The sequence below is a fragment of the Novosphingopyxis sp. genome (assembly GCF_965218915.1).
GTDB lineage: Bacteria > Pseudomonadota > Alphaproteobacteria > Sphingomonadales > Sphingomonadaceae > Novosphingopyxis.
Genome location: NZ_OZ244708.1, coordinates 542,411 through 566,211, shown reverse-complemented (window position 1 = coordinate 566,211; position 23,801 = coordinate 542,411). Strand labels below are relative to the sequence as shown.

Annotated in this window: 28 protein-coding genes and 1 tRNA gene; 17 read left to right on the top strand and 12 right to left on the bottom strand. The window is 63.1% G+C overall.

Going from position 1 to position 23,801, the window contains the following annotated elements; genetic code table 11:
- Positions 1–4: 4 nt before the first annotated feature.
- The 4 genes from ACOQPC_RS02720 to ACOQPC_RS02705 all read right to left on the bottom strand — a co-directional run bounded on the left by ACOQPC_RS02720 (position 5) and on the right by ACOQPC_RS02705 (position 2,943).
- Entirely contained in the window at positions 5–1,309 is a 1,305-nt protein-coding gene (locus ACOQPC_RS02720; protein WP_420607133.1) for an efflux RND transporter periplasmic adaptor subunit, read from the bottom strand.
- A 301-nt stretch (positions 1,310–1,610) separates the two neighbouring features.
- Entirely contained in the window at positions 1,611–1,877 is a 267-nt protein-coding gene (locus ACOQPC_RS02715) for a GlsB/YeaQ/YmgE family stress response membrane protein (protein ID WP_420607132.1), read from the bottom strand.
- A gap of 413 nt (positions 1,878–2,290) precedes the next feature.
- Positions 2,291–2,590: a DUF1153 domain-containing protein gene (locus ACOQPC_RS02710; RefSeq protein ID WP_420607131.1), complete on the bottom strand. Its 300-nt coding sequence runs from the start codon at positions 2,588–2,590 to the stop codon at positions 2,291–2,293.
- Positions 2,587–2,943 carry a hypothetical protein gene (locus ACOQPC_RS02705; protein WP_420607130.1) on the bottom strand — a complete coding sequence of 119 codons (357 nt, stop codon included), beginning with the start codon at positions 2,941–2,943 and terminating at the stop codon, positions 2,587–2,589. Before ACOQPC_RS02705 ends, ACOQPC_RS02710 begins: the two co-directional genes overlap by 4 nt.
- 149 nt (positions 2,944–3,092) lie before the next feature.
- Between ACOQPC_RS02705 and mnmA the strand changes: the two genes are divergently transcribed.
- On the top strand, positions 3,093–4,220 hold the full coding sequence (gene mnmA / locus ACOQPC_RS02700) for a tRNA 2-thiouridine(34) synthase MnmA (protein ID WP_420607129.1): 1,128 nt from the start codon (positions 3,093–3,095) through the stop codon (positions 4,218–4,220).
- A gap of 535 nt (positions 4,221–4,755) precedes the next feature.
- On the opposite strand, the gene ACOQPC_RS02695 is transcribed toward mnmA, so the two are convergent.
- Entirely contained in the window at positions 4,756–5,133 is a 378-nt protein-coding gene (locus ACOQPC_RS02695) for a hypothetical protein (protein WP_420607128.1), read from the bottom strand.
- Positions 5,134–5,164: 31 nt separating this feature from the next.
- Here ACOQPC_RS02695 and ACOQPC_RS02690 point away from each other — a divergent pair, with 31 nt between their 5' ends.
- Positions 5,165–6,322: a serine hydrolase domain-containing protein gene (locus ACOQPC_RS02690; RefSeq protein WP_420607127.1), complete on the top strand. Its 1,158-nt coding sequence runs from the start codon at positions 5,165–5,167 to the stop codon at positions 6,320–6,322.
- Positions 6,323–6,621: 299 nt separating this feature from the next.
- Here ACOQPC_RS02690 and ACOQPC_RS02685 read toward each other — a convergent pair whose 3' ends face one another.
- From ACOQPC_RS02685 to pdxH, 3 genes are all read right to left on the bottom strand, one after another.
- Complete coding sequence (locus ACOQPC_RS02685) at positions 6,622–7,416, bottom strand: PhzF family phenazine biosynthesis protein (RefSeq protein ID WP_420607126.1); 795 nt, start codon at positions 7,414–7,416, stop codon at positions 6,622–6,624.
- A 374-nt stretch (positions 7,417–7,790) separates the two neighbouring features.
- The gene (locus ACOQPC_RS02680; RefSeq protein ID WP_420607125.1) at positions 7,791–8,744 is read right to left on the bottom strand and encodes a cation diffusion facilitator family transporter; all 954 of its coding nucleotides are present in this window, start codon (positions 8,742–8,744) and stop codon (positions 7,791–7,793) included.
- A 69-nt stretch (positions 8,745–8,813) separates the two neighbouring features.
- The gene (gene pdxH, locus ACOQPC_RS02675) at positions 8,814–9,404 is read right to left on the bottom strand and encodes a pyridoxamine 5'-phosphate oxidase (RefSeq protein WP_420607124.1); all 591 of its coding nucleotides are present in this window, start codon (positions 9,402–9,404) and stop codon (positions 8,814–8,816) included.
- A 116-nt stretch (positions 9,405–9,520) separates the two neighbouring features.
- On the opposite strand from pdxH, the gene ACOQPC_RS02670 reads away from it, so the two are divergent.
- From ACOQPC_RS02670 to ACOQPC_RS02630, 9 genes are all read left to right on the top strand, one after another.
- A complete protein-coding gene (locus tag ACOQPC_RS02670) occupies positions 9,521–10,471 on the top strand; it encodes a DnaJ C-terminal domain-containing protein (protein ID WP_420607123.1) in 951 nt (316 codons plus the stop codon).
- A 40-nt stretch (positions 10,472–10,511) separates the two neighbouring features.
- Positions 10,512–11,435 (top strand): YihY/virulence factor BrkB family protein, encoded by a 924-nt coding sequence (locus tag ACOQPC_RS02665; RefSeq protein ID WP_420607122.1) that lies wholly within the window; start codon positions 10,512–10,514, stop codon positions 11,433–11,435.
- Positions 11,432–12,235: an enoyl-ACP reductase FabI gene (fabI, locus tag ACOQPC_RS02660; RefSeq protein ID WP_420607121.1), complete on the top strand. Its 804-nt coding sequence runs from the start codon at positions 11,432–11,434 to the stop codon at positions 12,233–12,235. Before ACOQPC_RS02665 ends, fabI begins: the two co-directional genes overlap by 4 nt.
- Positions 12,236–12,251: 16 nt before the next feature.
- Complete coding sequence (locus ACOQPC_RS02655; protein ID WP_420608049.1) at positions 12,252–12,377, top strand: DUF4160 domain-containing protein; 126 nt, start codon at positions 12,252–12,254, stop codon at positions 12,375–12,377.
- A gap of 130 nt (positions 12,378–12,507) precedes the next feature.
- Positions 12,508–12,714, top strand: coding sequence for a DUF2442 domain-containing protein (locus tag ACOQPC_RS02650; protein WP_420607120.1), 207 nt, complete (start codon positions 12,508–12,510; stop codon positions 12,712–12,714).
- Between the two features lie 51 nt (positions 12,715–12,765).
- Positions 12,766–12,894, top strand: coding sequence for a chorismate synthase (locus ACOQPC_RS02645; protein WP_420607119.1), 129 nt, complete (start codon positions 12,766–12,768; stop codon positions 12,892–12,894).
- Positions 12,891–13,280, top strand: coding sequence for a VOC family protein (locus tag ACOQPC_RS02640; protein ID WP_420607118.1), 390 nt, complete (start codon positions 12,891–12,893; stop codon positions 13,278–13,280). Before ACOQPC_RS02645 ends, ACOQPC_RS02640 begins: the two co-directional genes overlap by 4 nt.
- Positions 13,277–14,362, top strand: a complete 1,086-nt coding sequence (gene aroC, locus ACOQPC_RS02635; RefSeq protein ID WP_420607117.1) for a chorismate synthase — start codon at positions 13,277–13,279, stop codon at positions 14,360–14,362. The genes ACOQPC_RS02640 and aroC overlap by 4 nt, the downstream gene beginning before the upstream one ends.
- 520 nt (positions 14,363–14,882) lie before the next feature.
- Entirely contained in the window at positions 14,883–16,679 is a 1,797-nt protein-coding gene (locus ACOQPC_RS02630) for an SLC13 family permease (protein WP_420607116.1), read from the top strand.
- A 23-nt stretch (positions 16,680–16,702) separates the two neighbouring features.
- Here ACOQPC_RS02630 and ACOQPC_RS02625 read toward each other — a convergent pair whose 3' ends face one another.
- A complete protein-coding gene (locus ACOQPC_RS02625; protein ID WP_420607115.1) occupies positions 16,703–18,043 on the bottom strand; it encodes a hypothetical protein in 1,341 nt (446 codons plus the stop codon).
- A gap of 156 nt (positions 18,044–18,199) precedes the next feature.
- Here ACOQPC_RS02625 and ACOQPC_RS02620 point away from each other — a divergent pair.
- Positions 18,200–18,275, top strand: a tRNA-Thr gene (locus ACOQPC_RS02620).
- A gap of 197 nt (positions 18,276–18,472) precedes the next feature.
- On the opposite strand, the gene ACOQPC_RS02615 is transcribed toward ACOQPC_RS02620, so the two are convergent.
- A complete protein-coding gene (locus ACOQPC_RS02615; RefSeq protein WP_420607114.1) occupies positions 18,473–19,204 on the bottom strand; it encodes a Crp/Fnr family transcriptional regulator in 732 nt (243 codons plus the stop codon).
- Positions 19,205–19,567: 363 nt separating this feature from the next.
- On the opposite strand from ACOQPC_RS02615, the gene ACOQPC_RS02610 reads away from it, so the two are divergent.
- From ACOQPC_RS02610 to ACOQPC_RS02595, 4 genes are all read left to right on the top strand, one after another.
- Positions 19,568–19,735 carry a hypothetical protein gene (locus ACOQPC_RS02610; RefSeq protein WP_420607113.1) on the top strand — a complete coding sequence of 56 codons (168 nt, stop codon included), beginning with the start codon at positions 19,568–19,570 and terminating at the stop codon, positions 19,733–19,735.
- Positions 19,736–19,745: 10 nt separating this feature from the next.
- Positions 19,746–20,495 carry a Crp/Fnr family transcriptional regulator gene (locus ACOQPC_RS02605; RefSeq protein ID WP_420607112.1) on the top strand — a complete coding sequence of 250 codons (750 nt, stop codon included), beginning with the start codon at positions 19,746–19,748 and terminating at the stop codon, positions 20,493–20,495.
- Between the two features lie 109 nt (positions 20,496–20,604).
- Entirely contained in the window at positions 20,605–21,225 is a 621-nt protein-coding gene (locus ACOQPC_RS02600; protein WP_420607111.1) for a sensor histidine kinase, read from the top strand.
- Entirely contained in the window at positions 21,225–21,410 is a 186-nt protein-coding gene (locus tag ACOQPC_RS02595; protein WP_420607110.1) for a hypothetical protein, read from the top strand. Before ACOQPC_RS02600 ends, ACOQPC_RS02595 begins: the two co-directional genes overlap by 1 nt.
- A 354-nt stretch (positions 21,411–21,764) precedes the next feature.
- On the opposite strand, the gene ACOQPC_RS02590 is transcribed toward ACOQPC_RS02595, so the two are convergent.
- Positions 21,765–22,130 carry a PRC-barrel domain-containing protein gene (locus ACOQPC_RS02590; RefSeq protein ID WP_420607109.1) on the bottom strand — a complete coding sequence of 122 codons (366 nt, stop codon included), beginning with the start codon at positions 22,128–22,130 and terminating at the stop codon, positions 21,765–21,767.
- A gap of 498 nt (positions 22,131–22,628) precedes the next feature.
- On the opposite strand from ACOQPC_RS02590, the gene ACOQPC_RS02585 reads away from it, so the two are divergent.
- Positions 22,629–22,784, top strand: coding sequence for a hypothetical protein (locus ACOQPC_RS02585; RefSeq protein ID WP_420607108.1), 156 nt, complete (start codon positions 22,629–22,631; stop codon positions 22,782–22,784).
- Between the two features lie 415 nt (positions 22,785–23,199).
- On the opposite strand, the gene ACOQPC_RS02580 is transcribed toward ACOQPC_RS02585, so the two are convergent.
- The gene (locus ACOQPC_RS02580) at positions 23,200–23,604 is read right to left on the bottom strand and encodes a BLUF domain-containing protein (RefSeq protein ID WP_420607107.1); all 405 of its coding nucleotides are present in this window, start codon (positions 23,602–23,604) and stop codon (positions 23,200–23,202) included.
- Between the last annotated feature and the right edge of the window lie 197 nt (positions 23,605–23,801).

Here is a 23,801-nt window from a genome sequence, read left to right as displayed (position 1 = left end):
GCGCTTACCGACCGGCCTTGGCCGCGGGCGTTTCCGGCGCCTTCGCGGCCGGCGGGCTCGGGGACGCGGCATCGGCGCCGCCCCGCGCCGACGCGCTGGCCTGGCGGCGCGGCTGCACCGCTTCGCCCGGATTGAGGAAACCGGCCGCGTAGAGCACCACCAGCTCGGTGCCGCTGAGCCCGCTCGCGATGGTCAGGCCCTGCGCCGTGGCGGTACCGATCGTGACCGGGCGGCGGACGACCTTGTTCCCGTCGCCGACAATATAGACGTAATTGCCCTTGTCGTCGCTCTGCACGGCGCTTTCGGGCAGCACCGGAGCGGACACCGCGCCCGCGCGGATCGTCGCGTTGGCGAAACCGCCCGGGCGCAGCGCTTTGTCGTAACTCAGCGCGATCCGGGCAATGCCCTGGCGGGTCTGCGGATCGATCGTCGGCGCGACCTGCCATACCCTGCCGTTCAGCGCTGTGCTGGTGCCGACCGGCGTCACCTCGGCGGGCACGCCCACGCTGAGGCTGGCCAGATCGTTCTCGCTCAGCAGCGCCTGCATTTCCATTTCCCCCCCCGTAGCCATGCGGAACAGATCGCCGGAGCCCTGGGTCACCGTCTGGCCGGGCTGGACGGTGCGTTCGAGGATGATGCCGCTGGTCGGGGCGACCACGCTCAGACGGGCGTTGCGCGCCTGCGCCTCGCCCACCGAAGCGCGCGCCACGCGAAGCTGCGCCTGCGCGCGGTTGCGCTCGGCGGTCAACCGGTCGACATCGGCCTGGCTGATGAACCCGCGATCGACCAGCTGCAAGGCGCGGCCGAGCTGCGACTCGGCAAGATCGAGATTGGCTTGCGCCACGGAAATCTGGGCCTGCAGTCCGCTGACCTGCTGGTTCTGCACCGAGCGGTCGATGCTCGCCAAGATCTGGCCCTGCTTCACCCAGTCGCCGGCGTTGACGTATACCTTGACGACGCGCCCGCCCTCGCCGACCACGCCCACCGGCGTGTCGAAGCGCGCGGCGATCGTGCCGCTGGCGTTGATCGCGCTGACCACGGTGTTGCTGCCGGGCGCGACCACGGTGACCACCGGCGCCTGCTCGCCGCCGCCCGCCGCCGCTTCGGCCGGGGTATCGCCGGCAGCCGCCTTTTTACCGCCGCTGAGAAAATAGCCGAGCAGACCGAGCAGCAGCACGACGCCGATCACCGCCACGATGATTATACGCTTGCGGCGGCGCGCATGTCGCTCCTCCTGTGCGCCGACGATGCCGGGCGCTTCCCCAGCATCCGAATTCATGTCGTGCGAAATCGTGGATTCGTAATTCATTGCCATCTGCCCGTTCGCCCCTCGCTGGCCCTGATGAGCCTTCAAGCGGAGCTGTATTAGCTCAATAACTCAGTTGCCGCAAGCTCAACGCGGACCGTCGGATCCGTGCATAAAATTACGCAGATCGCGCTTAGCGCCAAGATCCCGATTGGGAAAAGAAATTGGGTAGGCGCTGGCCGAGGTTCGACGAACGACGTGAGACCGGATGCGCTGAACCGCCTCTGAACCGAGCAAGGGCCTGAACGAAAAAAAGGGGCCGCACCGCGGCCCCTGTCAAGTTCAGGTCGAGATGATCCGCTGTTCAGCGGATGCGGCGGCGCTGGATCAGGTTGGCGATCGCCAGCAGGATAACGGCGCCCACAAAGGACATCAGCAGTCCCGGAATGCTGAAGGTCGTCAACGTCGAATCGACCCCGAGCAGAACCGAGCCCAGCCAGCCTCCGATCAACGCGCCGATCAGGCCGACGATGATATTCCAGAAAATACCCATGGAAGCGTCGCGCCCCATGACCATGCTGGCGAGCCAGCCGATGATGCCGCCTACGATGATTGCTACAATCCAGCCCATAATTCATTCCTCCTGCCTTTAGACTTGCCGAACTTGCAAGTCTGTCTTTCTGGGAGGTTCAATCGCCGGGCCGGAGGAAAGTTCCGCAAGCATAACGAAAAGCCCACTCCGGCACAGGCGAACCGATCCAGAGCCGTTGCGGCGCTGTATCCGCTCGCCCTTCGACTGAGTGCTTGCACTTGCTCGGGCCAGGATTCGTCGTCTCCGGCTCCTAGCAATGACGAAAAGAGGGACGAATTCATAACCAGACACTATATTTGTTCGTCATGCCGGCGAAAGCTGGCATCTCGGATGTCATGGCGATCCGGCCCATGGCCCCGGCTTTCGTTGGGGTGACGAACGCGGGAAGGGTTGGCGAAGTATGTCAGCGCCTTCGTGTACGATAGCGCGCGGCGGCTGGCCGCAATCCGCCGTCAATATTTCTGCTGGCGCTCGTAGAGATCGCGATAATGCTGGATGCGGGTGACGCGCAGACCCGGCATGCCCGAGCGGTCGACCGCGCGCTGCCAGCCGGCAAATTCCTCCAGCGTCAGATCGTAGCGCTCGCACGCCTCGTCGACGCTGAGGAGCCCGCCATTGACCGCCGCCACGACCTCGGCCTTGCGTCGGACCACCCAGCGGCGGGTGGCGACCGGTGGCAGATCGGCGATGGTCAGCGGCTCACCGAGCGGGCCGATGACCTGGGCCGGCTTGATTTTCTGATTCTCGATCATGGCGTGTCCCCGAAAGGCGCCGCAGCTGTGGCACCTTGTGTGGAAAGCGTCTTAGACGCCAGGTCCCTGCCAGATGTTGAAGCGCCAAGGTAAACGCGCTTTTTACCATTCGGCACGAACCCGGCGAGCGGCGCGAAAGGTCCGCTCGGACGAACTGCGGAATCGATTCGGCCGGCGAAAAAGTCGAGTCGCTCGGCGATCGTTCCGGCATGACGGCACGGCGCCGCGGATCGCCGCGAACGCGCATTCCGCGCGATAAAACGCGCGACCAGCATCGCCCGCAGCGTCGGATAATCGATCGCCGCGAGCTGCGCCGCCGCCCGGTCGAACTGTTGGGGAGAGGATAGGTCCATGACCCCGTCTCTAGGCGGCAGAGAATAAGCTTCGGTAAAAGCCGGGTTCAGATCGCGTTAGGCTTGATGAACGGGCGCGGAGGTCCGCTCTCCGAGCCTGCCTCGGGCAGCACTGGCAAAGCACCCGCCGCCCCGCTAGAGGAAGCGTCATGACCGACACCGCCGATTTCCAGCTGGGGGACGATCTCAGGGGCAAGCGCATCGTCGTGGCCATGTCGGGCGGCGTCGACAGCTCGGTGGTGGCCGCGCTGGCCGCGCGGTCGGGCGCGGAAACGATCGGCGTGACGCTGCAACTCTACGATCATGGCGCCGCGGTCCGGCGCACCGGGTCCTGCTGCGCGGGCCAGGATATCCGCGATGCGCGCGCGGTGGCCGATCGGCTGGGCATCGCCCATTATGTGTTCGATCATGAAAGCCGCTTCCGCGATTCGGTGATCGAGCAGTTCGCCGACGATTACGCGCAGGGCCGCACGCCGATTCCCTGCGTGCAGTGCAATATGGGCGTGAAGTTCACCGACCTGCTGAAGCTCTCGCGCGAGCTTGGCGCCGATTGCCTGGCCACCGGCCATTATGTGCGCCGCATGATGGGCGATCAGGGCGCCGAGCTGCACCGCGCCGCCGATCCGGCGCGCGACCAGAGCTATTTTCTGTTCGCCACCACGCAGGACCAGCTGGATTATCTGCGCTTTCCGCTGGGCGGCATGCCCAAGGCCGCGGTGCGCGAACTGGCGCGCGCGGTCGCCCTGCCCGTCGCGGCCAAGCCCGACAGCCAGGACATCTGTTTCGTTCCCGACGGCGATTATGCCAAGATCGTGCGCAAGCTGCGCCCCGAGGCGGGCGAGGAAGGCGCGATCGTCGACCTTCAAGGCCGCGAACTGGGGCGACACAAGGGCATCATCCATTACACCGTCGGCCAGCGCCGCGGGCTGGACATCGGCGGGCAGGCCGAGCCGCTCTATGTGGTGCGGATCGACGCGGAGCAGCGCCGTGTCGTCGTCGGTCCCAAGGCCGCGCTCGGCGTGGCGGGGGCCGAACTGTCGGCGATCAACTGGATCGGCGGCAGCGTCGATGGTGCGTTGACGGCCAAGGTGCGCTCGCTGGCCAAACCGGTGCCCGTGCGGCTGGAGGGCGACCGGGTGTTGTTCGACACGCCCGAATATGGCGTGTCGCCGGGGCAGGCCGCGGTGCTCTACCGCGGCACGCGGGTTCTCGGCGGCGGCTGGATCGAACGCACGCTGGCGGTGGAAGCGGCGGTGGAAGCGGTGGTGGCGGCGTAGCGCGAAGCTGCGAACGGGGCTCGCCTGTTCGCCATCCAATTCTCGGGTAATCCACCGGCGCCCCAGCGGGGGCGGGGGGCTATCCGACTGTCCTTTCAGCACCAACGATAGATGGGACAGGCTCCCGCCTTCGCAGGAGCGACGAGGCTTATCGTTTGGCGATTACGTACCTTGCAAATCCGTTTCATTTTTTCGTCACCCCAGCGAAAGCTGGGGTCTCGGGCGGGATCGCCATGAGGCCTGAGATGCCAGCTTTCGCTGGCATGACGTACAAAGAAAGGAGGGGCTATGCTGTTTCTGAATTTCCATCCGACTGGGTTTGCAAAGCACATGATCGCCTTTTGTTCAAGCTACCTTGCAAATCCTTGCCTTGAATGCTGTCCTACATCCAATGTTTCCTCTATGTTCTCATGCAATGATCGAGAATTCTATCTTTTCCAATGCGCAGAAACGCCCTCCATCCATCGCTTGCGAGCCACGGTTGGACCGAATTTCGCGGCCCCAGTCCCGTCACTCGTGTCACCTTACGCGGCGCTCAGTCGACCGCATCCAGTTCCGTCGGGGTCATCAGCACGCAGCCGAAACGCCCACGTTTTTCCGCCGCCGCCTCGGCCAGGAATGGGACCGAGGCGAACACCCGCTCGGCCGGCGGATCGTCGCGCAGCGAGACGATCTCGGTGCCCGGCTCCCGGTCGGTCTCGCAGCTCGCCAGGTCGCGGCCTTCGACATAGCGGCACGAGCAGGCGACCCGCGCGGTGTAGCGCGCGCCGAGCTCGGCCTGTTTCGACAGATGCGACCAGTTGAACGCCAGCAGCAGCATGACGATCGAGACGAGCGCGCCGAGTCCGATCAGCGGCCGGTGCCACCACGGGCGTGGCCCAGAGCGCGCGGGGCGGGCTTCAGGGCTTGTCATGGCGGGTTTCGCTGGTGCAGGTCATCGGCCCATGCCTAGGAACAAATCGCTCGCCCTCGCAACCGCTTTCGCGCCGCTGATGCTGCTCGCCGCGTGCGGGCCAGACGCGCCCGAACCGGTCGCCGCGCCGCCGCCCTGCGATGCGCGCTGCGACTATATCGCGGCCGACAGCCCGGTCGACCGGGCCGCGCTCGACGCCCGGATCGACCCGCTGTTCGCCGATCCCGCGATGGCCGAAACGCGCGCGCTCGTGGTGATGCGCTACGGCCATGTCGTCGCCGAGCGCTACGCGCCCGGCTATTCGTCCGCGACGCCGCTGATCGGCTGGTCGATGGAAAAGAGCGTGACGGCGGTGCTGATCGGCATGCTCGTGGCCGACGGGCGGCTGCGGCTGGACGATCCCGCGCCGATCTCCGAATGGCAGAGCCCGGGCGATCCGCGCCGCGACATCACGCTGCGCCACCTCCTGCACATGGCGAGCGGGCTCGACCACACCGAGGGGCTGGACCCCGATCAGCCCGGCGAAATCTACGACGGCGACACGCCGCGCATGCTGTTCACGGACGGCGCCGACGACATGGCGCGCTATGCCGAGAGCCGCCCGATGGAGGCGCGGCCCGGCGAGAAATTCGAATATAGCTCGGCGACCACGGTGATCCTGGGCGACATCGTCGCGCGCGAACTGACCGCCAGCAAGGACCCGCGCATCCGCATGGAGGCGGTGCGGCGTTTCGCGCAGGGGCGGTTGTTCGAACCGCTGGGCATGGCCAGCGCGGTGCTGGAGTTCGACCGCGCGGGCACGCTGATCGGCGGATCGATCATGCACGCCACCGCGCGCGACTGGGCCAGATTCGGCGAGTTCCTGCGCACCGGCGGATCGATCGGCGGCGCGCAGCTGATCCCGCGCAAATGGATCGCGTTCATGCGCACGCCGTCCCCCGCCAACGCGGTCTATGGCGGCCATATCTGGCTGAACGCGCGCGCCGGGGCGGACGGCCTGCCGATCCTGTTCCCGGACGCCGCCCCGCCGAGCGCCTTCGCCGCGCTCGGGCATCTCGGCCAATATGTCATCGTCTCGCCGCAGCAGGGACTGACGGTCGTGCGGCTCGGCAAGACGCAGGACGAAGAGCGCCAGGCGGTGCGCGACCAACTGGGGCGCGTGGCGAATCTGTTCCCGGTGGGGAAATGAGAGCCTTCTCCCGCCCGGGCGGGAGAAGGATACGCAGCCCCGGATTTAATCCGGGGCGAAGTTGCCTGCCCTCGCGAAAGCGGGGGGATGAGGGTGGGTGGCGCGCCAGCGCCAGCGATGGGTCGGCGCTGCCGGGGCGGCCCTCACCGGGGTCCCCACAAAGTGGTACTTTGTGGGGTTTCCCCTCACCGGGGTCCCCACAAAGTGGTACTTTGTGGGGTTTCCCCTCACCGCTGCGACTAGGTCGCCGCTTCGCGCCGACCAAGTCTCGCTCCTCTCCCGTAAACGGGAGAGGGTTTCTAGAAACGGAACGTCCCCTCCACCACGGTCACGCAACTGCCGCCCAAGACCGCCCGGTCGCCTGCGCGGCGGCAGGTCAAATGACCGCCGCGCGCGCTCGCCTGAAACGCGGTGAATTCCTCGCGGCCCAGCCGGTCGCACCAGAACGGCGTCAGCACGGCATGGGCGGCCCCGGTCACCGGGTCCTCGTCGATACCCGCGCCGGGCACGAACACGCGGCTGATCACGTCGGTCTCCTCGCCCGGCGCGGTGCAGATGAACAGCATGTCGCCCAGGCCGGCGAGGCCGCGCAGGTCCGGATCGAGCGCGCGGACCTGATCGGCGCCGGCATAGCGGAAGACGTCGTAGCCGCCGGGATGACGCGCCACCTCTTCCGGCGCCGCGCCCAGCAGCGCCACCGCCGCGTCGAACGGCGCCGGCTCGGCGCGATAGGCCGGCAGCGACAGCGCGTAGCGATTGCCGCCGCGCGTCACCTCGAGCAGGCCGGCGCGCCGTGTGGCGAACCGCGCGCTGTCGCGGTCCGGCAGCAGCGCACTCAGCACGACATGGCCGCTCGCCAGCGTGGCATGGCCGCACAGCGCGATCTCGACCTGCGGAGCGAACCAGCGCAGCTCGTAATCGGCATCGTCTTCGCCCGGCAGCAAAAAAGCGGTCTCGGCGAACATGTTCTCCGCCGCGATTCCCTGCAGCACGGCGTCCTCCGGCCAGCTTTCGAGCAGCATCACCGCCGCCTGGTTGCCGGTGAAGGGCCGGTCCGCGAAGGCGTCTACGTGGTAATAGGGCACGGTGGGCATCGAGCGCTCCATTTGATCAAGATACCGTCAGGGTTGAGCTTGTCGAAGCCCTGCCCTTCGCTTGGCGACCTTGCAGTAGAAAAAGGCAGTCCTTCGGAAAAGCAATGATATACCTTCCAGACCCGTTTCCTTTGTTCGTCACCCCAGCGAAAGCTGGGGTCTCGGGCCGGATCGCATGGACGCCTGAGATGCCAGCTTTCCGGGTCCCAACAGAGTACTGCTTTGTTGGGTGCCCTTTCGCTGGCATGACGAAAAAAGGGGGCGCGGAAGAACCTGTTTCTGATTTTCGTCACACCGGGTTTGCAGCAGACACAACCGCCCTCGACAAGCTCGGGACGAACGGATGGAAGACTGTTGTGAGGGGTGGGGGCTCGCTAATCTCCCTCCTCCAGCTTCCTGAACTGGTCCTCCTCGACCAGCGGATTGTCCGGCTCGTCGACATGACCCTCGGGATCGATGTGGATCAATACCTCCACTTCGGGGAAATGCGCGCACAGATCCTCCTCGACGCGGTGGATGATGCCGTGGCTCTGCGCTACCGTCATGTCCGCGGGCATGTCGACGTGGAATTGCGCGAAATCGCGGTTGCCGCTGGTGCGGGTGCGCAGATCGTGAAGGTTTTTCAGCTCGTCATGACGATGGGCCACCGCGATGAAGCGCAGCCGCTTTTCGTCCGGCCACTCCTTGTCCATCAATTGGTCGATCGCGCGCGCCGCGCCGCGCCACGCGCCCCAGCTCAGCCACAGGGCGATCGCCACGCCGAACAGCGGGTCGACCCAGCCGATGCCCAGCGCCGCGTCGATCGCGAGTGCGGCGATCACCGACAGGTTCAGCAGCAGATCGCTCTGATAATGCAGATTGTCGGCCGCGATCGCTACCGAACCGGTGCGCCGGATGACGCTCTTCTGGTAGGCGATCAACGCAAAGGTGGCCAAAATCGCGATCACCGACACGATGATCCCCGATTCCGCCTCGACCGTGACGGCGCCGCTCATCAGCCGCCCGGTCGCGCGCCAGGCGATCAGCGCGGCCGAGACGGCGATCAGCGCGACCTGAAACAAAGCGGCGAGCGATTCGGCCTTGCCGTGCCCGAACCGGTGGTCCTCGTCCGGCGGCATCGCGGCGTAGCGCACGCTCAGCAGCAGCACGAGCGAGGCGACCAGATCGAGCGCGGTATCGGCGAGCGAGCCGAGCATGGCGACCGACCCGGTCGCGACCGCCGCCCAGCTTTTGAGTGCGAGCAGGAACAGCGCGGTGGCGACGCTGGCCACGGCGGCGCGCACATTGAGCGGCGGCCCGGGCCGTTTTTTGGTGGCAGCGTCGATCATTTTACACCCCGCCATTGCGAGGCGCCCGAAGGGCAACGAAGCCTGCGGCTCGTAATGACGATCCAAAAATCATGGATACAGAAGCCCTTCGCTCCAGCCCCCGTTTGCAGGATCGCCATCGCGCTGGAACAGGCGGCGCTCGTGCAGCCGGTGTTCGCGGTCCTGCCAGAATTCGATCCGCTCGGGCGTCAGCCGAAAGCCCGACCAATGCGGCGGGCGCAGCACGTCGCGGCCCCGGAACTCGTGCTCATATTGCTCGAAACGCTTGATGAACGTGCCGCGCCGGTCGAGGGCACGCGACTGGTCCGAAGCCCAGGCCCCGATCTGCGAATCGCGCCCTCGGCTGGCGAAATACGCATCGGCGACAGCATCGCAAACCCGCGCGACCGGCCCCGCGATGCGAATCTGCCGGCGCAGCGATTTCCAGTGAAACAGCAGCGCGGCCTGCGGATTGGCGGTCAGTTCGGCGCCCTTGCGGCTCTCCAAATTGGTATAGAAAGCGAAGCCGTCCGGCCCGTGATCCTTCAGCAGCACCATGCGCACCGACGGTCGGCCTTCGGCGTCGGCGGTCGCCAGCGCCATGGCGTCGGGATCGTTCGGCTCGGACTCCTGCGCTTCGGCGAACCAGCGGTCGAACAGGGCAAGGGGATCGTCGGCCATGCCCGCCGCTGTAGCGAAGGCCGCCGTGATGGTCGAGCCAAAGGGGGACATATATCGAGAGCGGGCGCGTCACGCATTTGTTGCCCTCGGCGCCTGCGCATCCTAACTCTCTGGCCATGGCCGATCCCTATGCGACATTGGGCGTATCCCGCGACGCCGACGAGAAAGCGATCAAGACCGCTTATCGCAAGCTCGCCAAGCAGCTGCACCCGGACAAGAACAAGGACAATCCCGCCGCGTCCGACCGGTTCAGCCGGGTCACGCAGGCCTATGATCTGCTGACCGACAAAGACAAACGCGCGGCGTTCGACCGCGGCGAGATCGACGGCGACGGCAATCCGCGCGGGCCGTTCGGCTATGGCGGCGAGGCCGGGCCCGGGGGCGGCTTTCGCAGAGCCGCCGGATCGCAGGGCGGCTTCACGGGCGCGGCTGGCGAGGAGGTCGATCTCGGCGATCTGTTCGAGGGACTGTTCGGCGGTGCCGGCGGCGCGCGCCAGCAGCGATCGAGCCCGTTCGGACGCGCCGGTGCCCGTTCCGCGCCCCCAGCCAAGGGCGCCAACATCGCCTATCGCATGCAGGTGAGCTTCACCGACGCCGCCACCCGCGAGGACCAGCGCATCACGCTGGCCGACGGCAAGACCATCGACCTCAAGCTTCCGGCCGGACTGGTCGACGGACAGCAGATAAGGCTCGCGGGCAAAGGCCAGCAGGGGCCGGGCGGCGTCGGCGACGGCATCGTCACCGTGCAGATCGGCGGACATCCTTTTTACGAGCGCGACGGAGACACCATCCGGCTCGACCTGCCGATCACGCTGGCCGAAGCGGTAACCGGCGGCAAGGTCCGCGTGCCGACGGTGGACGGCGCGGTCATGCTGACGGTGCCGCCCGGATCGAGCTCGGGCAAGACGCTGCGCCTCAAGGGCAAGGGGTTCAGCGCCAAAAGCGGCGGGCGCGGCGACCAGCTGGTGCGGCTGATGATCGAAATTCCGCAAGGCGACGCCGCGCTGAAGCAATTCGTCGAAGGCTGGGAGGCGCCGGGCGGCGTCCGGGACGCGCTGGGTGTCTGAGCATAGCCCGCTCTCGCCGGAGGCTCGGCGCAGAACGGTCTTGCGCCGCCGCAAGCGCGAGCGGAACGAGGAGACCGAGGCGCACTGGTTCCACCGGCTGCGGCCGGGCGCCAAGACGGTCGAGGTGGTCAAGCGCACCGCCGTCGGCGTCTATACCGACGGCTTCACCCAGGCCGGCAACTTCGCCTATCTCTCGCTGCTCGCGGTGTTCGCCTTCTTCATCGTCGCCGCCGCCGTGGCCGGCTTTTTCGGGCGCACGCAGTTGGGCTTCGATCTGATCCAGAGCTTCCTACAGACCGTGCCCAGCAGCGTCGGCGACGCGCTGCGCACCCCGGTCGAGAGCGCGATGACCGCGCGCTCGGGTCCGGTGCTGTGGCTCAGCGCCGTGGTCGGCCTGTGGACCACCGGCAGCCTGATCGAAACGATCCGCGCGATCCTGCACGATGCCTACGGCACCGAGGCGCAGCGGCCGTTCTGGCAGTACCGGCTGCGTTCGGTCGCGATCATCATCGGCGCGGTCATCCTGGCGATGCTCGCCTTTTCGACGCAGGTGCTGGTGACCGGCGCGGAACAGTTCGCCTATACCTATCTCCCCTGGGCGCAGAACGTGTCGCGGATTCTCTCCATCGGGCGCATCATCCCCTTCCTCGTGCTGTTCGCCGCGCTCTACATCCTGTTCCGCTCGATCACGCCGCGGCGTTATCGCGGCTCCGGCTCGCCGAAATGGCCGGGCGCGGTGCTGGTGAGCGGATGGTGGCTCGCCTCGACCATGATCCTGCCGCTGTTTCTGGCCAATGCGACCAATTACGATCTGACCTATGGCAGCCTCGCCGGAGCGATCATCGCGCTGATCTTCTTCTATCTCATCGGGCTCGGCATGGTAACGGGCGCGCACCTCAACGCGGCGCTGGCCAATGAAGGCCCGGGCGATGTAGAGCGGGGCCAAGGAGAACAAGACGCATGACCGGACTGATGCACGGCAAGCGCGGGCTCATCATGGGGCTCGCCAATGAAAAGTCGCTGGCTTGGGGCATAGCGCGGAAGCTCGCCGAACATGGCGCGCAGCTGGCGTTCAGCTATCTCGGCGAGGCGCTGGAAAAGCGCGTGCGGCCGCTGGCGGAGCAACTGGGCTCGGATTTCTGCATCCCTTGCGATGCGTCCAAGCAGGACTCTATCGATACCGCTTTCGCCGCCCTGGCCGAGCGCTGGGACGGCATCGACTTCCTCGTCCACGCCATCGGCTTTTCGGACAAGAACGAGCTGCGCGGCAAATATGTCGACACCAGCCTCGACAATTTCCTGATGACGATGAACGTCAGCGCCTATTCGCTGGTCGCGGTCACCCGCGCCGCGCGGCCGCTGATGAAGAACGGCGGAGCGGTGCTGACGCTGACCTATTACGGCGCCGAAAAGGTCATCCCGCATTACAACGTCATGGGCGTGGCCAAGGCCGCGCTGGAGAGCAGCGTCCAGTATCTCGCCGTCGATCTGGGTCCCGAGAACATCCGCGTGAACGCGGTGAGCGCCGGGCCGATCAAGACGCTGGCCGCCAGCGGTATCGGCGATTTCCGCTACATCCTGAAATGGAACGAGCTCAATTCGCCGCTGCGCCGCAACGTCACGATCGAGGATGTCGGCGGCGCCGGGCTGTATCTGCTCAGCGATCTGGCGAGCGGGGTGACCGGCGAGGTCCACCATGTCGACGCGGGCTATCACACCATCGGCATGAAGGCCGAGGACGCGCCCGACATCGCGCTGGACTGATGCCGGTCCTGCTCAGCTGGAAGGTTTTCGCTTCTTTTTCTACGCCCATGAAGGAATTCCGCTCGAGCCGCCGCATGTCCACGTGCGAAAGGACGGGTGCGAAGCCAAGATTTGGCTCACGCCGATCGTTCGGGTAGCATGAAACAAGCGGTTTGACTCCCGCACCTTGCGTAAGCTGGTGATGGTAGCGCAAACGCATAGAGATGAATTCGAGGAAGAATGGGATGTATTCTTTGCCTGAGCCGACATGGGTGGAATTTACCGAGGACGCGATGAGCGTCGCGCTCGATGACGGCCGGATCGTGTCTGTACCGATCGCCTGGTATCCGCGCCTGCTTCACGCCACGCGCGATGAGTTGAAGGCATATGAACTGAGCCCCGCCGGTATCCACTGGGATGCGCTAGACGAAGACATCTCGGTGGAAGGCATTTTAAAAGGTTTCGGCGATATCAGCCGAGCCAAGCCGCGGGCTGCGTGAACCGGGCGGTCACTGGCGAGTGACGATCGACATTCGCCTCGAAACGGCGCGATGAGCCACCACAGCTTCGGCCATCTGCTGCGCGTGACGACCTGGGGCGAAAGCCACGCCCCCGCAATCGATTGCGTGATCGACGGCTGCCCGCCCGGCATGGGCGAGCCGGAGAGGCACGGACCATGACCACCCGGCTCGATCATGTCCAGATCGCGATCCCTTTCGGAGGGGAGAAGGCAGCACGAAATTTTTTCGGAGATGCGCTGGGTCTGCGGGAGCTTCCCAAGCCCGCCGATCTTTCCGGCAATGGCGGCTGCTGGTTCGCGCTCGAAACGCTGCAACTGCATTGCGGTGTCGATCCGCACTTTCGCCCAGCCAAAAAGGCTCATATCGCCTTGTCTATCGACGATCTCGCCGCATTGAGAGATAAGCTGGCAAGCATGGGCGCTACTATCACCGGAGCCGACCTCATCGAAGGCCGGGCACGCTTCTTCACCGAAGATCCCTTCGGCAACCGTTTGGAATTCATCGCTAGCGCGGCCCCTCCCCCCTCGGGGGAGAGGGAAATATGAGCCACAACAGCTTCGGCCATCTCCTGCGCGTGACCACCTGGGGCGAGAGCCATGGCCCCGCGATCGGCTGCGTGGTCGACGGCTGCCCTCCCGGCATCGCGCTGAGCGAGACCGATATCCAGCCCTTCCTCGACGCACGCCGCCCCGGCACGTCGCGCTTCACCACGCAGCGGCGCGAACCGGACGAAGTGCGCATTTTGTCCGGGACATTCGAAGGCCGCACCACCGGCACGCCGATCAGCCTGATGATCGAGAATGTCGACCAGCGCTCTAAGGACTATTCCGACGTCGCCAAGGCCTATCGCCCGGGCCATGCCGATTATGCCTATGACGCCAAATATGGCTTTCGCGATTATCGCGGCGGCGGCCGGTCGAGCGCGCGCGAGACCGCGATGCGCGTGGCGGCGGGCGCGGTGGCGAGGTTGATCGTTCCCGGCGTGACGATCCGCGCCTGGACCGACGAGCTCGGCGGCGACCGGATCGATCCGGAGCGCTTCGATGCAGAAGTCATTGGCAGCAATCCCTTCTTCTGTCCCGATCCAGAGGCTGCGGCCCGCTGGGAAAATCTCATCGACAACGCACGCAAGGCCGGTTCGTCGCTCGGCGCGGTCGTCGCCTGCGAGGCAACCGGCGTTCCGGCCGGTTGGGGCGCGCCGGTCTACGCCAAACTCGACGCCTCGCTGGCCGCCGCGATGATGAGCATCAACGCGGTCAAGGGCGTGGAGATCGGCGATGGGTTCGCCGCCGCGCGCCTGTCGGGCGAACAAAACGCCGATCCGATGCGGCCGGGCGTGGACGGCCCGGTTTTTCTCGCCAACCACGCCGGCGGCGTGGCGGGCGGCATCGCCACCGGCCAGCCGGTGACCTGCCGCGCCGCGTTCAAGCCGACCAGCTCGATCCTGACGCCGGTGCCGACGATCACCCGTCCCGATCAAGACGGAAAGTCCGAGGCCACCGACATCTCGACCAGGGGCCGCCACGACCCTTGCGTCGGCATCCGCGGCGTGCCGGTGGTCGCGGCGATGATGGCGCTGGTGCTGGCCGACCAGTTCCTGCTCCACCGCGCGCAATGCGGAACGTGAGGGAGGCCGCGTGGGGACACTGCCCGCGGGGCCTGGTCCGGCCACATCCAAGCTGATGACTGCGTACAAATCTTATTTGCCACTTTTCCCTCGTCACCCCAGCGAAAGCTGGGGTCTCGAGCCGCGCAGCGCAAACGCCCGAGATGCCAGCTTTCGCTGGCATGACGAACAAACATGGACGGGAATTGTCCTTTATTCAGACGATAAGCGAGCTTTCGTCAGACTATGTTAGCAATCTATCCAATTGCCGGAACAATCCCCTTCGGTATCGGTTCGCCCCTCCCGCTTCTCGCCGCAGAAAACGCTGTCCTACACACGCCCTTTATGATAACCGGATAGGTTATGATTTATGAGTGGAATAATCCTTGTAAAACCTCGCCAGGCATCTCGGAACGACGGCTTATTGCGAACGATTTTTTATAAAACCCACCTTTGGCGTAAAGTTTGACAAGTTAAGGTCGGCTGTCATGCCATGCGATCGCACTAGTGCCGCGCCCCAAACCGCCCTAACGACGTCCTTATGTTCCTGATCGAAGCCTTCCGCGCCCTCATCGCTCAGCATCAGGCAATCATTGGCCTCGTCATCCTGACGCTGATGTTCGTCGGCTTCGTGATGGAGCGCTTTCCGGCGACGGTCGTCGCGATCCTCGGCGCCTGCACCTTTTTGTTCCTCGGCATCCTCGACGGCGACGGGCTGTTTTCCGTGTTCTCCAACTCCGCGCCGATCACCATCGCCGCTATGTTCATATTGTCCGGCGCCCTGCTGCGCACCGGCACGATGGACGCGATCGCCAGCGCGATCATATCGCGGGCCAAGAAACGCCCGCAGCTCGCCATTTTCGAGATGATGATCGGCGTATTCTTCGCTTCGGCTTTCATGAACAACACGCCGGTGGTGGTGGTGATGATCCCGATCATCATGCGCCTCTCCCACGCGCTCGGCACCAGCGCCAAGCGGTTGCTGATCCCCTTGAGCTACATCTGCATCCTCGGCGGTACGACCACGCTGATCGGGACCTCGACCAACCTGCTCGTCGATTCCGTCGCGCGCGATGCCGGGCTGGCGGGCTTCGGGATCTTCTCGATCACACCCTATGGCCTCATCGCGGGCGCGGTGGGCGCCGCGATGCTCTATTTCGTCAGCCGCTGGTTCCTGCCCGACAAGGACGAGAACGGTCCGTCGCTGGGGCAGGAGGCGAGCGGCTTTTTGACCGAACTGCGCGTGCGGCACGATAGCGAACATGTCGGCAGGCTATTGTCCGACCTGCCGCTGACACGGCGCGACAAGGTCAAGGTAATCGCGATCAAGCGCGCCGGACGCTTCCAGCGCACCGGGATCGAGAACGAGGTGCTGCGCGCCAACGATCATCTCGTGCTGCGCTGCTCCATCGCCGAACTGCTGTCGCTGCGCTCGTCGACCGAGTTCGAGGTCGGCCTTACCGCCGGCGATGCGGGCGTGCTGGCCAATTCGCGCGCGCTGGTCGAGGCGACGATCGCGCCGACCCACCCCTCGATCGGGCAGCGCCTCATCGACATTCCCTTCCTGTCCGAGCTGAAGGTCCGCATCCTCGGCATATCGCGGTTCCGCAAGGTGCCCGGCCCCGATCTGCCCGGCGCGCGCGTCCATGCCGTCGACCGCATCCTGGTGACCGGCGATACCGGGGCGATCCAGGCGATGTACGCCAACCCCAATCTCTACGGCGTCGGCGAAACCAAGGAGCGCGAGTTCCGCCGCGACCGCGCGCCCATCGCCATCGGCGCGCTGGCCGCGGTGGTCGCGCTGTCGGCCTTCGACGTGCTGTCGATCGGCATCGCCGCGATCATCGCCGTGGGCGCCATCCTGCTCACCCGCTGCATCGACGCGGAGGAGGCGTGGAGCTCGCTCGACGGAAACGTGCTGGTGCTGATCTTCGCCATGCTCGCGGTCGGCCTGGCGCTCGACAATGCCGGCAGCGTCAAGCTGATCGTGGGCGAGCTCACCCCGGTGCTGCGCGACGTGCCGCCATGGGCGCTGGTGTTCGCGGTCTACGGCATTTCGGTGCTGCTGACGGAAGTGGTCACCAACAACGCGGTGGCGATCATCGTCACGCCGATCGTGATCCAGCTGGCCAACGATCTCGGCGTGGAGCCGCGCCCGCTGGTGATCGCGGTGATGTTCGCCGCATCGGCCAGCTTCGCCACGCCGATCGGTTACCAGACCAACACGCTGGTCTATGCCGCGGGCGGGTACAAATTCACCGATTTCTTCAAGGCCGGCATCCCGCTCACCTTCGGCGTGGGGATCGCGACCTGTCTGGCGATCGACTGGCTCGCCTGAGCGCGGTCGGCCTTGGGAGGTGGTCAGACGATGGTCTTGCGCAGCGCCCGTTCGGTCAGCGCCTTGCCGCCGTCGACATTGCCGATGATCGCGATGCTGCCGTCATCCTGCCGCCGCGCGACGAGCAGGACGAACTCGTCGTCGCCGCCCCGGAAGTCGTCGAGCGACTTCGGTGCCGCGCCGCGCAAATTGGCGCGCGGATCGAGCTTCATCACACCCTGCACCGGCCCGTCGGCCTTCGCATCGCGCCGCGCCTTGCGTTCGTCGCGGACCATGGCCTTGAGACCGCCGTCATAGTGTTCGATCGCGCCCGCCAGTTCGCCGCGGCCGAGCCCCATGCGCGCGGCATGCCCCAGCGCGGCGGCATATTCGGTGAGCCGCGTCTTGTCGTAATCCTCGCCGAAGACCAGCTTCACGATCGGGGTCAGCGGCGCGCGCGCCTGTACCTTGAGGCCCCTGTCCTGTAGCAGTTCGGCATAGTCGGCCGAATGCTGCCGGGCGGCGAGTGCCACGTCCCAGGCGAGCCCGATCGCGCGGTAGAGCGCCGCGCGGCTGCGCGCATCGGCGCTGTCCGCGATGGCCGCCTGCACGCGCGCGGCGGTCAGCCAGTCGGCGAGCGGCGCATCCTCCTCCGGCATCGCGACGGGCGCGTCCGAAGCGGCGGCAAGGATCTCGTCCCCGGCATACTCCTTGTCCTCGTCCATCCGGCTCGGCGCGTCGGCCCAGACCGGCACCGTCTCGGCGCGCGGGCGGACGGCACGCAGCGCATCATCGACCTCGAGCCGCAATGCGCCCGAAACCGCGTCGCTCGCCGCTTCCTTCCAGTTGATCACGCCGTAGATGAAATCGATGCTGTCGTCATCCGAGGAAAAGGGCAGCAGGATGCCGCGATACATGATCGTCAGCCCGCGCTGGTTCACGAACTCGGCCTCGAAGCCGATCGGCGCGCGGTTGGCGATGATCTGCAGATAATGATCGGTGATCCGCGTCAGCAGCGAACGCGCGGGCACCTGGTCGAGATAGCCGATATCCGCGCCGATACCGCATTCCTCGCGCAGCGCTTCGCCCAGAAACTGGATCGAGGGATTCTCCATGCCCGAGGTGAAGTCGAGCAGCACGCCGTGATCGGCGAATTCGGGGACGTCCGCGGGCTCCAGATCCTCGATGTCGGGAAAATTGCCGTCGCCCAGCAGCGCGGTCCAGAAATTATAGGCGCGCACCTGCATCCGGCGTTCGTCGCCCGCAACGACCGGCGGCGCGTCGAGGCCGACATCGTCGCCCTGTTCGTCCTCATAGCTCACATAGTCCGCGTCTTCGCCATCTGGGCTTTCGTGCGAACCGAACCCGCGCAGATCGTCCATCATACCCCGCCTTCGCCTTCCCCGTCCCGGCCGGGACAGGCGAGGCGGTTTTGCACCCTGCGTGGTTAAGAAGGCGTAAACCCTGCGCCCTGCGGTTGCGCGAGGGGCCGCAGCATCTTGCCAGCCGCCCCCGCCCCGGCTATGCGCGCCCCTCGGTAAGCCGCTTTAGCTCAGCTGGTAGAGCACATCATTCGTAATGATGGGGTCAGGTGTTCGAGTCACCTAAGCGGCACCACTCCCGATCAAGGATGGGCACTGCGCCGACGGGCGAGGTGGCATCCTTGATCAGAGCGTGCTCAAGCGCTGCACGTGTTCCGCAGATGCGGATCCGGGAGGTGGATAATTCGACTCTTTGCACGGTGTTCGCAGTTGTAATAATGGTAGCGGCCGCCTTTCCCCGAGCGCACGGTTAGACCGGCGCCGCAGCAGGGATTAGGAAGACGGATGGCCAAATGGGCCGATCAGGCGGCGATATTCGGCTTCCGGCTTTCCATAGGCATCACCGGCAAGATCGATCAACTTTTCGCGGTCGAGGATCGTCACCAGCGACCGCCTTGAGCGGATCATGCCATTGCCTTCGAGGATATGGAGGCACACCGTCACGCCGGAGCGCTGCGCGGCGATCATCATCGACATGAATTCGTGGGTCAGCTTAATATCATCGCTATCGAGACGGTCGTGGCACATCAGCAGCCAGCGCGCGAGCCGGGCTTCGATGTTGTGATGTGCGTTCGACATCGTGCTGTAGACCGACTGCGCCAAGGCCGCCTGCACATAGCGCAGCAGCAGCGCGTTGAGCGATGGGCTCGCCTCGATGGCGGCGCGGTAATCATCGACATGGACACGCAAAGCGGTCGTGCCATCGACCTGAACGAAAGTTTCCGTGGAAGCACGATCGGTGCCCAGCAGGGCGGCGGTCCCCGACACGCCATCGCGTCCGAAGATACCGACCTCGGTGCGACTGGTGTCAGGGCCAGATGCGACCAGGGAGACGATCCCGCCTTCGGGAAAATAGATATATTCGATTGCCTGATCGGCATCGTCGAGAACCTGCTCGACCTCCAGATCCACTCGTTCGAACTTCGGTTCGAGTAGCGCGAGATCTTCGGGCGACATCGCCTGTATCAGAAGATTGGCGCTATAAGCCTGATTCGGCTGAGACATGCTCACCCCGTGAATTGGGGCGAAAGCGCATTGCATCTTTCAGCCGCTCGCGCCCTTATAATCGGCGAACGATGCTGGCTTGTAGCATATATTGTCCGGAAGAACACCATGTCATTTGTGCGATACCAGACAGTTCTCGCGGACTGGCAGCGGGGGGCCTATTGATCAGCTCGTTCGGGCATCTGACTGCCTCGAGTCATCTCGAATAAACACGCATTTATAAAAGTTTTAAACGCGCCGACGCGCTATTTTGAGATAGCTAATACAGGTCGAGGAACCCAATGTGCGCAATCGCACAGTCAGTTCCATTGCGCCAAAACCTCTTGCTAGAGCAAATCTAGGTTAAAGGTTGAGGAGAGCGGCATGACCAAGGATCTCAGGCAATATTACACGGAGCGAGCGACAGCGGAAGCCAAACTCGCCGATCGGTCAACTGAACCTACCGCCCTGATCGCTCATAGCAAGCTCGCGGCGCTCTACCGAGAAAGAGCCGGAGCCGCGAATTTGCAGCAACTGGTCGATCATGTGTGAGGTTATTGCATTGCGCGAACGTCTGCCGATGCGCCGCATGACAGAGCCTCATGCAACACTGGCGTGTACGCGCCTCGCCAAGCGGCCCTTTCTCAAGGGTGACGAACTGGCAGCCCTCGGTGATGCGACGCTTTCCCGGCAGAGATTTCAAGCAGGCGCTTATATTATTCGTGAAGGCGAATTGACAGAGAACATTCATTTTTTGAGCAAGGGTTGGGCCTGCCGCTACGCGACAACGCGTGACGGGCGGCGTCAGATATCGGCGGTTTTGTTGCCCGAGGACATCTGCAATCTCGACACCCTGATGGTTGAGCGTCTGAACTACGGCGTTCAAATGCTAACCGCAGGAACCGTCCTGTCGATCCCTAGGGACCGGGCACTGGCGCTCGCAGGCATCTATCCCGGCATTGCCTGCAGTTTCACCTGGTTTGGCATTATCGAAAATACGGTGCTTACTCAAAATGCGCTTTGTCTGGGGCGCCAGTCGGCACGTGAACGGACCGCGCACCTGTTTTGCGAACTCGCTGTCAGGCTTGGTTTTACCGACAAGGAAGGTGCTATCGATTTCAACTTCCCGCTCACTCAAGCGCAAATGGCCGACATGCTCGGAATGACGGCCATTCATTTGAACCGAACCCTACGTCAGTTACGAGCCGAAGGCTTGCTAAATTTGGCACGGAAAACGATCGGAATTGTAGACATCGCGGCGTTGCGCGAAGTCGCTACCTTCGATCCGAATTATTTGCACGATGACGAGTAATCGCATTTCCCTCATCGCTGGCGGAAATGCACAGGACGCGAGCGCGGCCTTTTATAATGACGGGGGCGGAATGGAGAGCGGAACCAGACAGACAACGCATCGGCGGACGATGCCTAATTTCGACGATTTGCTGCTTCGCGAAACCAATCATCGATGCGCTAACGACCTTCAACTTGTCGTCAGTCTGCTTGCACTACAAAGCAGGCGCGCGACCAACCCGGAGACGCAGCAGTCGCTACATGACGCCATGGAGCGCGTATCGATCCTCGCACGTTCACGCGCCGCCTTGCGGCATCAGACGGAGCTTTCGCTCGAAGCCGCTTTGCGTCAGGTGTGCGAAGCGCTTCATTCCCAGGCAGAACCGCGGTCGATCTTGATATCGCTTACGGTCGGACAATATCACCAAGGGCTGTCGTCGCCTCAGATCATGACGGTTGCGCTGGCCGTCAACGAACTTTCCACAAATGCGATCAAGCATGCCTTCGCAGAGGGCGTGGTCGGGCGTATCCAGATCACATTACGCAACCATGATGACCGGCATATCGTTGTTCTGATCGACGATGATGGCTTGCCGTTCCCGGAGACTATCAACCCGCAAAGCGGGGGACTAGGACTTGGCTTGGTCAAGCGATTGGTTGCAGCCATCGGCGGGCTCGTGATTGTTCCTACCCACGGATCGAAGATTTTCGAGTTGAGAATCCCTGTCGATTTAGGGGGACGCGCGCGATAATGAGTGAGCGCGAAGAAAAGCGGCAATCGAAATGCGACCTTCAGCAAAATGTGACTGACCGCGATGAACTCAACAAAATGACATTTTTCGAAGCGCAGGTGCTTATGGATCTAGAGGCTCCGCTTTCAAAAGAAAATGGCAGGCGTAGATCCGCCCGGTTTCCGTTTTTTGTGTTTCGCAACTAAGCCAAAGCGCTTCAACCAAGCGGTCCCGTTGGAGACTGGCGATCGATTTTGGCGTATCGAACTTGCTTCATGCGTCTAAGAACAAATTTATTTCGAAAGAATCGGCATCGGCCTGCGAGGAACAGTACTCAAAGGTTGTAGGAAGGCGGGTTTCAACCCGCCATCAGGATCGGGTGGAACACCCGACGCCGTGATATCGGTGATCTGCATATGATACCTAGGAGGGTCCGGTTTCACGGAAAAATTGTTGCATGCTGAACCCCCAGCCCATCAACGAACAGCCCGCGCTTCCGGGAGATATTGGAAAAGGGAGCGTCAGCAACGCTCCCTTAATAGCATCATTGCGATAGCGGCTTACCAATAACGCGATACCGACCAATAGTCATAGCTACGCGATCGATAATCGCGATCATGTGCCATGTCGCGCTCATTTTCGCGGTAGCTCGGCGCACCCTTGAGTTGGTCTTCGGTCACATCAAGGCGGTATCCGCCAAGCTCGGTATCGTAATCGAACTTGTCCCATGGCAAACTGTGCAGCGTTCCGCCCATACCTAGAAAGCTTCCGACCGATATTTCGACATCGCGAGCTTGGCCACTGCGTTTTTCAATCAACACGCGCTCCACCGCGCCTATTTTTTCACCCTTGGTTCCATATACCGCTGTTCCCTCGACCCGATCGCTACCGATCAGCGCACTGCTCTTCGCTTTTTCACTAAGCATCGAAAGCCTTTCTTATCATTCATTGATATAAGTATGTTAATTCTTACGGTCACAAAGGCTGGCCAAAACAAACCCTGATCCGTTCGGACATAAAATTAAATGATTAAACAAGCGGACAGTTGCTCGGTTGGTCGACGGTATGAGTTGTTCCGACTCGTTCTCCGGTGGATGATGAACCTAGCCGAACGCTCCGTTAATTTGCAGTTGAAAAGCTGACAGCCCGACAAGCACTCGATTTTTCGGATCGAGGTGTCTGGCACTGGCAGCAATGTCCTTTCAGGCTTGCAGGGTCTCGGCCGTAGCGCAGAGCAAACGCAACCATCCTTCGCTCTGCCGCTTTAGGAGCCTCCTAAGCCAAAGGCAGCGATGAAATTGTGCGATAGCTGACAATGGCTAGAATCGATTTGTCGCCTCATTACAACTCTTGCTGCTAAGCCAGCATATAGGAGACTTGCTATGCTAACCTCTCAAGATCTTGATTATCTTCGGAGTAGAGAAGTGACCGAGCGTGCAGGAGCAATGGATGCCGCCGATATGGTTGAAGCAGATGCCCGGTTGATTCGCGCGGACCGATTGGCCGACCTCCTTTGGTCGATCGAGCAGGAAGAAAGTCTGAGCGATGTCAGGTTGGTCGTCGAACGGTCGGCCAACTAAGTCGGTTGTCGCCGAGCGCTCGAATATTTCGCTATGCAAATAGATAATCTGTCGGGTGATGCAGATCAACTCCCGCAGCTATCGTTCTTGGCAATCGCGTCCGATCAGCCGCTGGGCTCGGACGGACCTGATTCCTGAAGGCAAACTGATCTGGCGTTAAAGCTGGCCCACCGGCGGCAAGCAGAGCCCGCCATCTTGCATCAACGCATTCAAAATGCCCTCTGGCGCCATTAATGCTTAGGCGGCATTAGCCCGCTCGCGTTTGAAGCCAAGGTGGCTTAACCAGATAAGGGACCGGTGTAAAACCTTTACAAGTCCATTTCGGATCCAGATGCAAACCTACTGCTTGACATGACGGTTTATTCCAGCCTGTTTCTGGCTTTTCTTACGAGCCAGCGCGTTTGTAATTTGTATATCAAGCTGCTCGTTGGAATCTGACAAAACTATCGAAAGTGCCGCGAATTGATGGCGCTGCACCGCTCACTAGCTGGGCTACTCTGGCAAGCATATCATCGTCTGCGGCATTATCCTCGTCGCGATAGGCCATCGCCCACGTGCCAAATTCGCGAGACTGAACCACTCGCGTCGAGAGTATCACCAGTGCGTGGTGCCGAGGGTCTTTTTGGATGCGTTCAAATGTAGCGTCAACATCGGCGCTTTGGCCCTCAAGTGCCTGAAGAAACCGCCTCCCGTTGAAGAAAAGCAATCCAGTGACATTACTGCTGGCATTATTGTGGCGCGATACTTCCAAAATTGCTTCCAAGTCGATTGGTTTTACCAGTCTGGGCTTGATGGAGCTGATGTAGAGCAACTGCCGCATTTCAATAATCCACTATTTTTAACTCCGAACCCGGTTACCTATAAAGGCTTAATAATTTCTGCAGACAGATCGGCTAAGATATTTTTATCATGCGTTTATTTTCGCCTGTGACCGCGTCGTTGCCTAGATATTCCGGAGGCATTTGACGATAACAGCACGCAATTCATGATTGCCCGGTTTTAGCGGACTGGCCGACA

Excerpts from the sequence above, each read along its gene's own strand:
- ACOQPC_RS02720 (WP_420607133.1), bottom strand. The coding sequence starts at position 1,309 with ATGAATTACGAATCCACGATTTCGCACGACATGAATTCGGATGCTGGG.
- ACOQPC_RS02715 (WP_420607132.1), bottom strand. The coding sequence starts at position 1,877 with ATGGGCTGGATTGTAGCAATCATCGTAGGCGGCATCATCGGCTGGCTC.
- ACOQPC_RS02710 (WP_420607131.1), bottom strand. The coding sequence starts at position 2,590 with ATGATCGAGAATCAGAAAATCAAGCCGGCCCAGGTCATCGGCCCGCTC.
- ACOQPC_RS02705 (WP_420607130.1), bottom strand. The coding sequence starts at position 2,943 with ATGGACCTATCCTCTCCCCAACAGTTCGACCGGGCGGCGGCGCAGCTC.
- mnmA (WP_420607129.1), top strand. The coding sequence starts at position 3,093 with ATGACCGACACCGCCGATTTCCAGCTGGGGGACGATCTCAGGGGCAAG.
- ACOQPC_RS02695 (WP_420607128.1), bottom strand. The coding sequence starts at position 5,133 with ATGACAAGCCCTGAAGCCCGCCCCGCGCGCTCTGGGCCACGCCCGTGG.
- ACOQPC_RS02690 (WP_420607127.1), top strand. The coding sequence starts at position 5,165 with ATGCCTAGGAACAAATCGCTCGCCCTCGCAACCGCTTTCGCGCCGCTG.
- ACOQPC_RS02685 (WP_420607126.1), bottom strand. The coding sequence starts at position 7,416 with ATGCCCACCGTGCCCTATTACCACGTAGACGCCTTCGCGGACCGGCCC.
- ACOQPC_RS02680 (WP_420607125.1), bottom strand. The coding sequence starts at position 8,744 with ATGATCGACGCTGCCACCAAAAAACGGCCCGGGCCGCCGCTCAATGTG.
- pdxH (WP_420607124.1), bottom strand. The coding sequence starts at position 9,404 with ATGGCCGACGATCCCCTTGCCCTGTTCGACCGCTGGTTCGCCGAAGCG.
- ACOQPC_RS02670 (WP_420607123.1), top strand. The coding sequence starts at position 9,521 with ATGGCCGATCCCTATGCGACATTGGGCGTATCCCGCGACGCCGACGAG.
- fabI (WP_420607121.1), top strand. The coding sequence starts at position 11,432 with ATGACCGGACTGATGCACGGCAAGCGCGGGCTCATCATGGGGCTCGCC.
- ACOQPC_RS02650 (WP_420607120.1), top strand. The coding sequence starts at position 12,508 with ATGAGCGTCGCGCTCGATGACGGCCGGATCGTGTCTGTACCGATCGCC.
- ACOQPC_RS02645 (WP_420607119.1), top strand. The coding sequence starts at position 12,766 with ATGAGCCACCACAGCTTCGGCCATCTGCTGCGCGTGACGACCTGGGGC.
- ACOQPC_RS02640 (WP_420607118.1), top strand. The coding sequence starts at position 12,891 with ATGACCACCCGGCTCGATCATGTCCAGATCGCGATCCCTTTCGGAGGG.
- aroC (WP_420607117.1), top strand. The coding sequence starts at position 13,277 with ATGAGCCACAACAGCTTCGGCCATCTCCTGCGCGTGACCACCTGGGGC.
- ACOQPC_RS02630 (WP_420607116.1), top strand. The coding sequence starts at position 14,883 with ATGTTCCTGATCGAAGCCTTCCGCGCCCTCATCGCTCAGCATCAGGCA.
- ACOQPC_RS02625 (WP_420607115.1), bottom strand. The coding sequence starts at position 18,043 with ATGATGGACGATCTGCGCGGGTTCGGTTCGCACGAAAGCCCAGATGGC.
- ACOQPC_RS02615 (WP_420607114.1), bottom strand. The coding sequence starts at position 19,204 with ATGTCTCAGCCGAATCAGGCTTATAGCGCCAATCTTCTGATACAGGCG.
- ACOQPC_RS02610 (WP_420607113.1), top strand. The coding sequence starts at position 19,568 with ATGACCAAGGATCTCAGGCAATATTACACGGAGCGAGCGACAGCGGAA.
- ACOQPC_RS02600 (WP_420607111.1), top strand. The coding sequence starts at position 20,605 with ATGCCTAATTTCGACGATTTGCTGCTTCGCGAAACCAATCATCGATGC.
- ACOQPC_RS02595 (WP_420607110.1), top strand. The coding sequence starts at position 21,225 with ATGAGTGAGCGCGAAGAAAAGCGGCAATCGAAATGCGACCTTCAGCAA.
- ACOQPC_RS02590 (WP_420607109.1), bottom strand. The coding sequence starts at position 22,130 with ATGCTTAGTGAAAAAGCGAAGAGCAGTGCGCTGATCGGTAGCGATCGG.
- ACOQPC_RS02580 (WP_420607107.1), bottom strand. The coding sequence starts at position 23,604 with ATGCGGCAGTTGCTCTACATCAGCTCCATCAAGCCCAGACTGGTAAAA.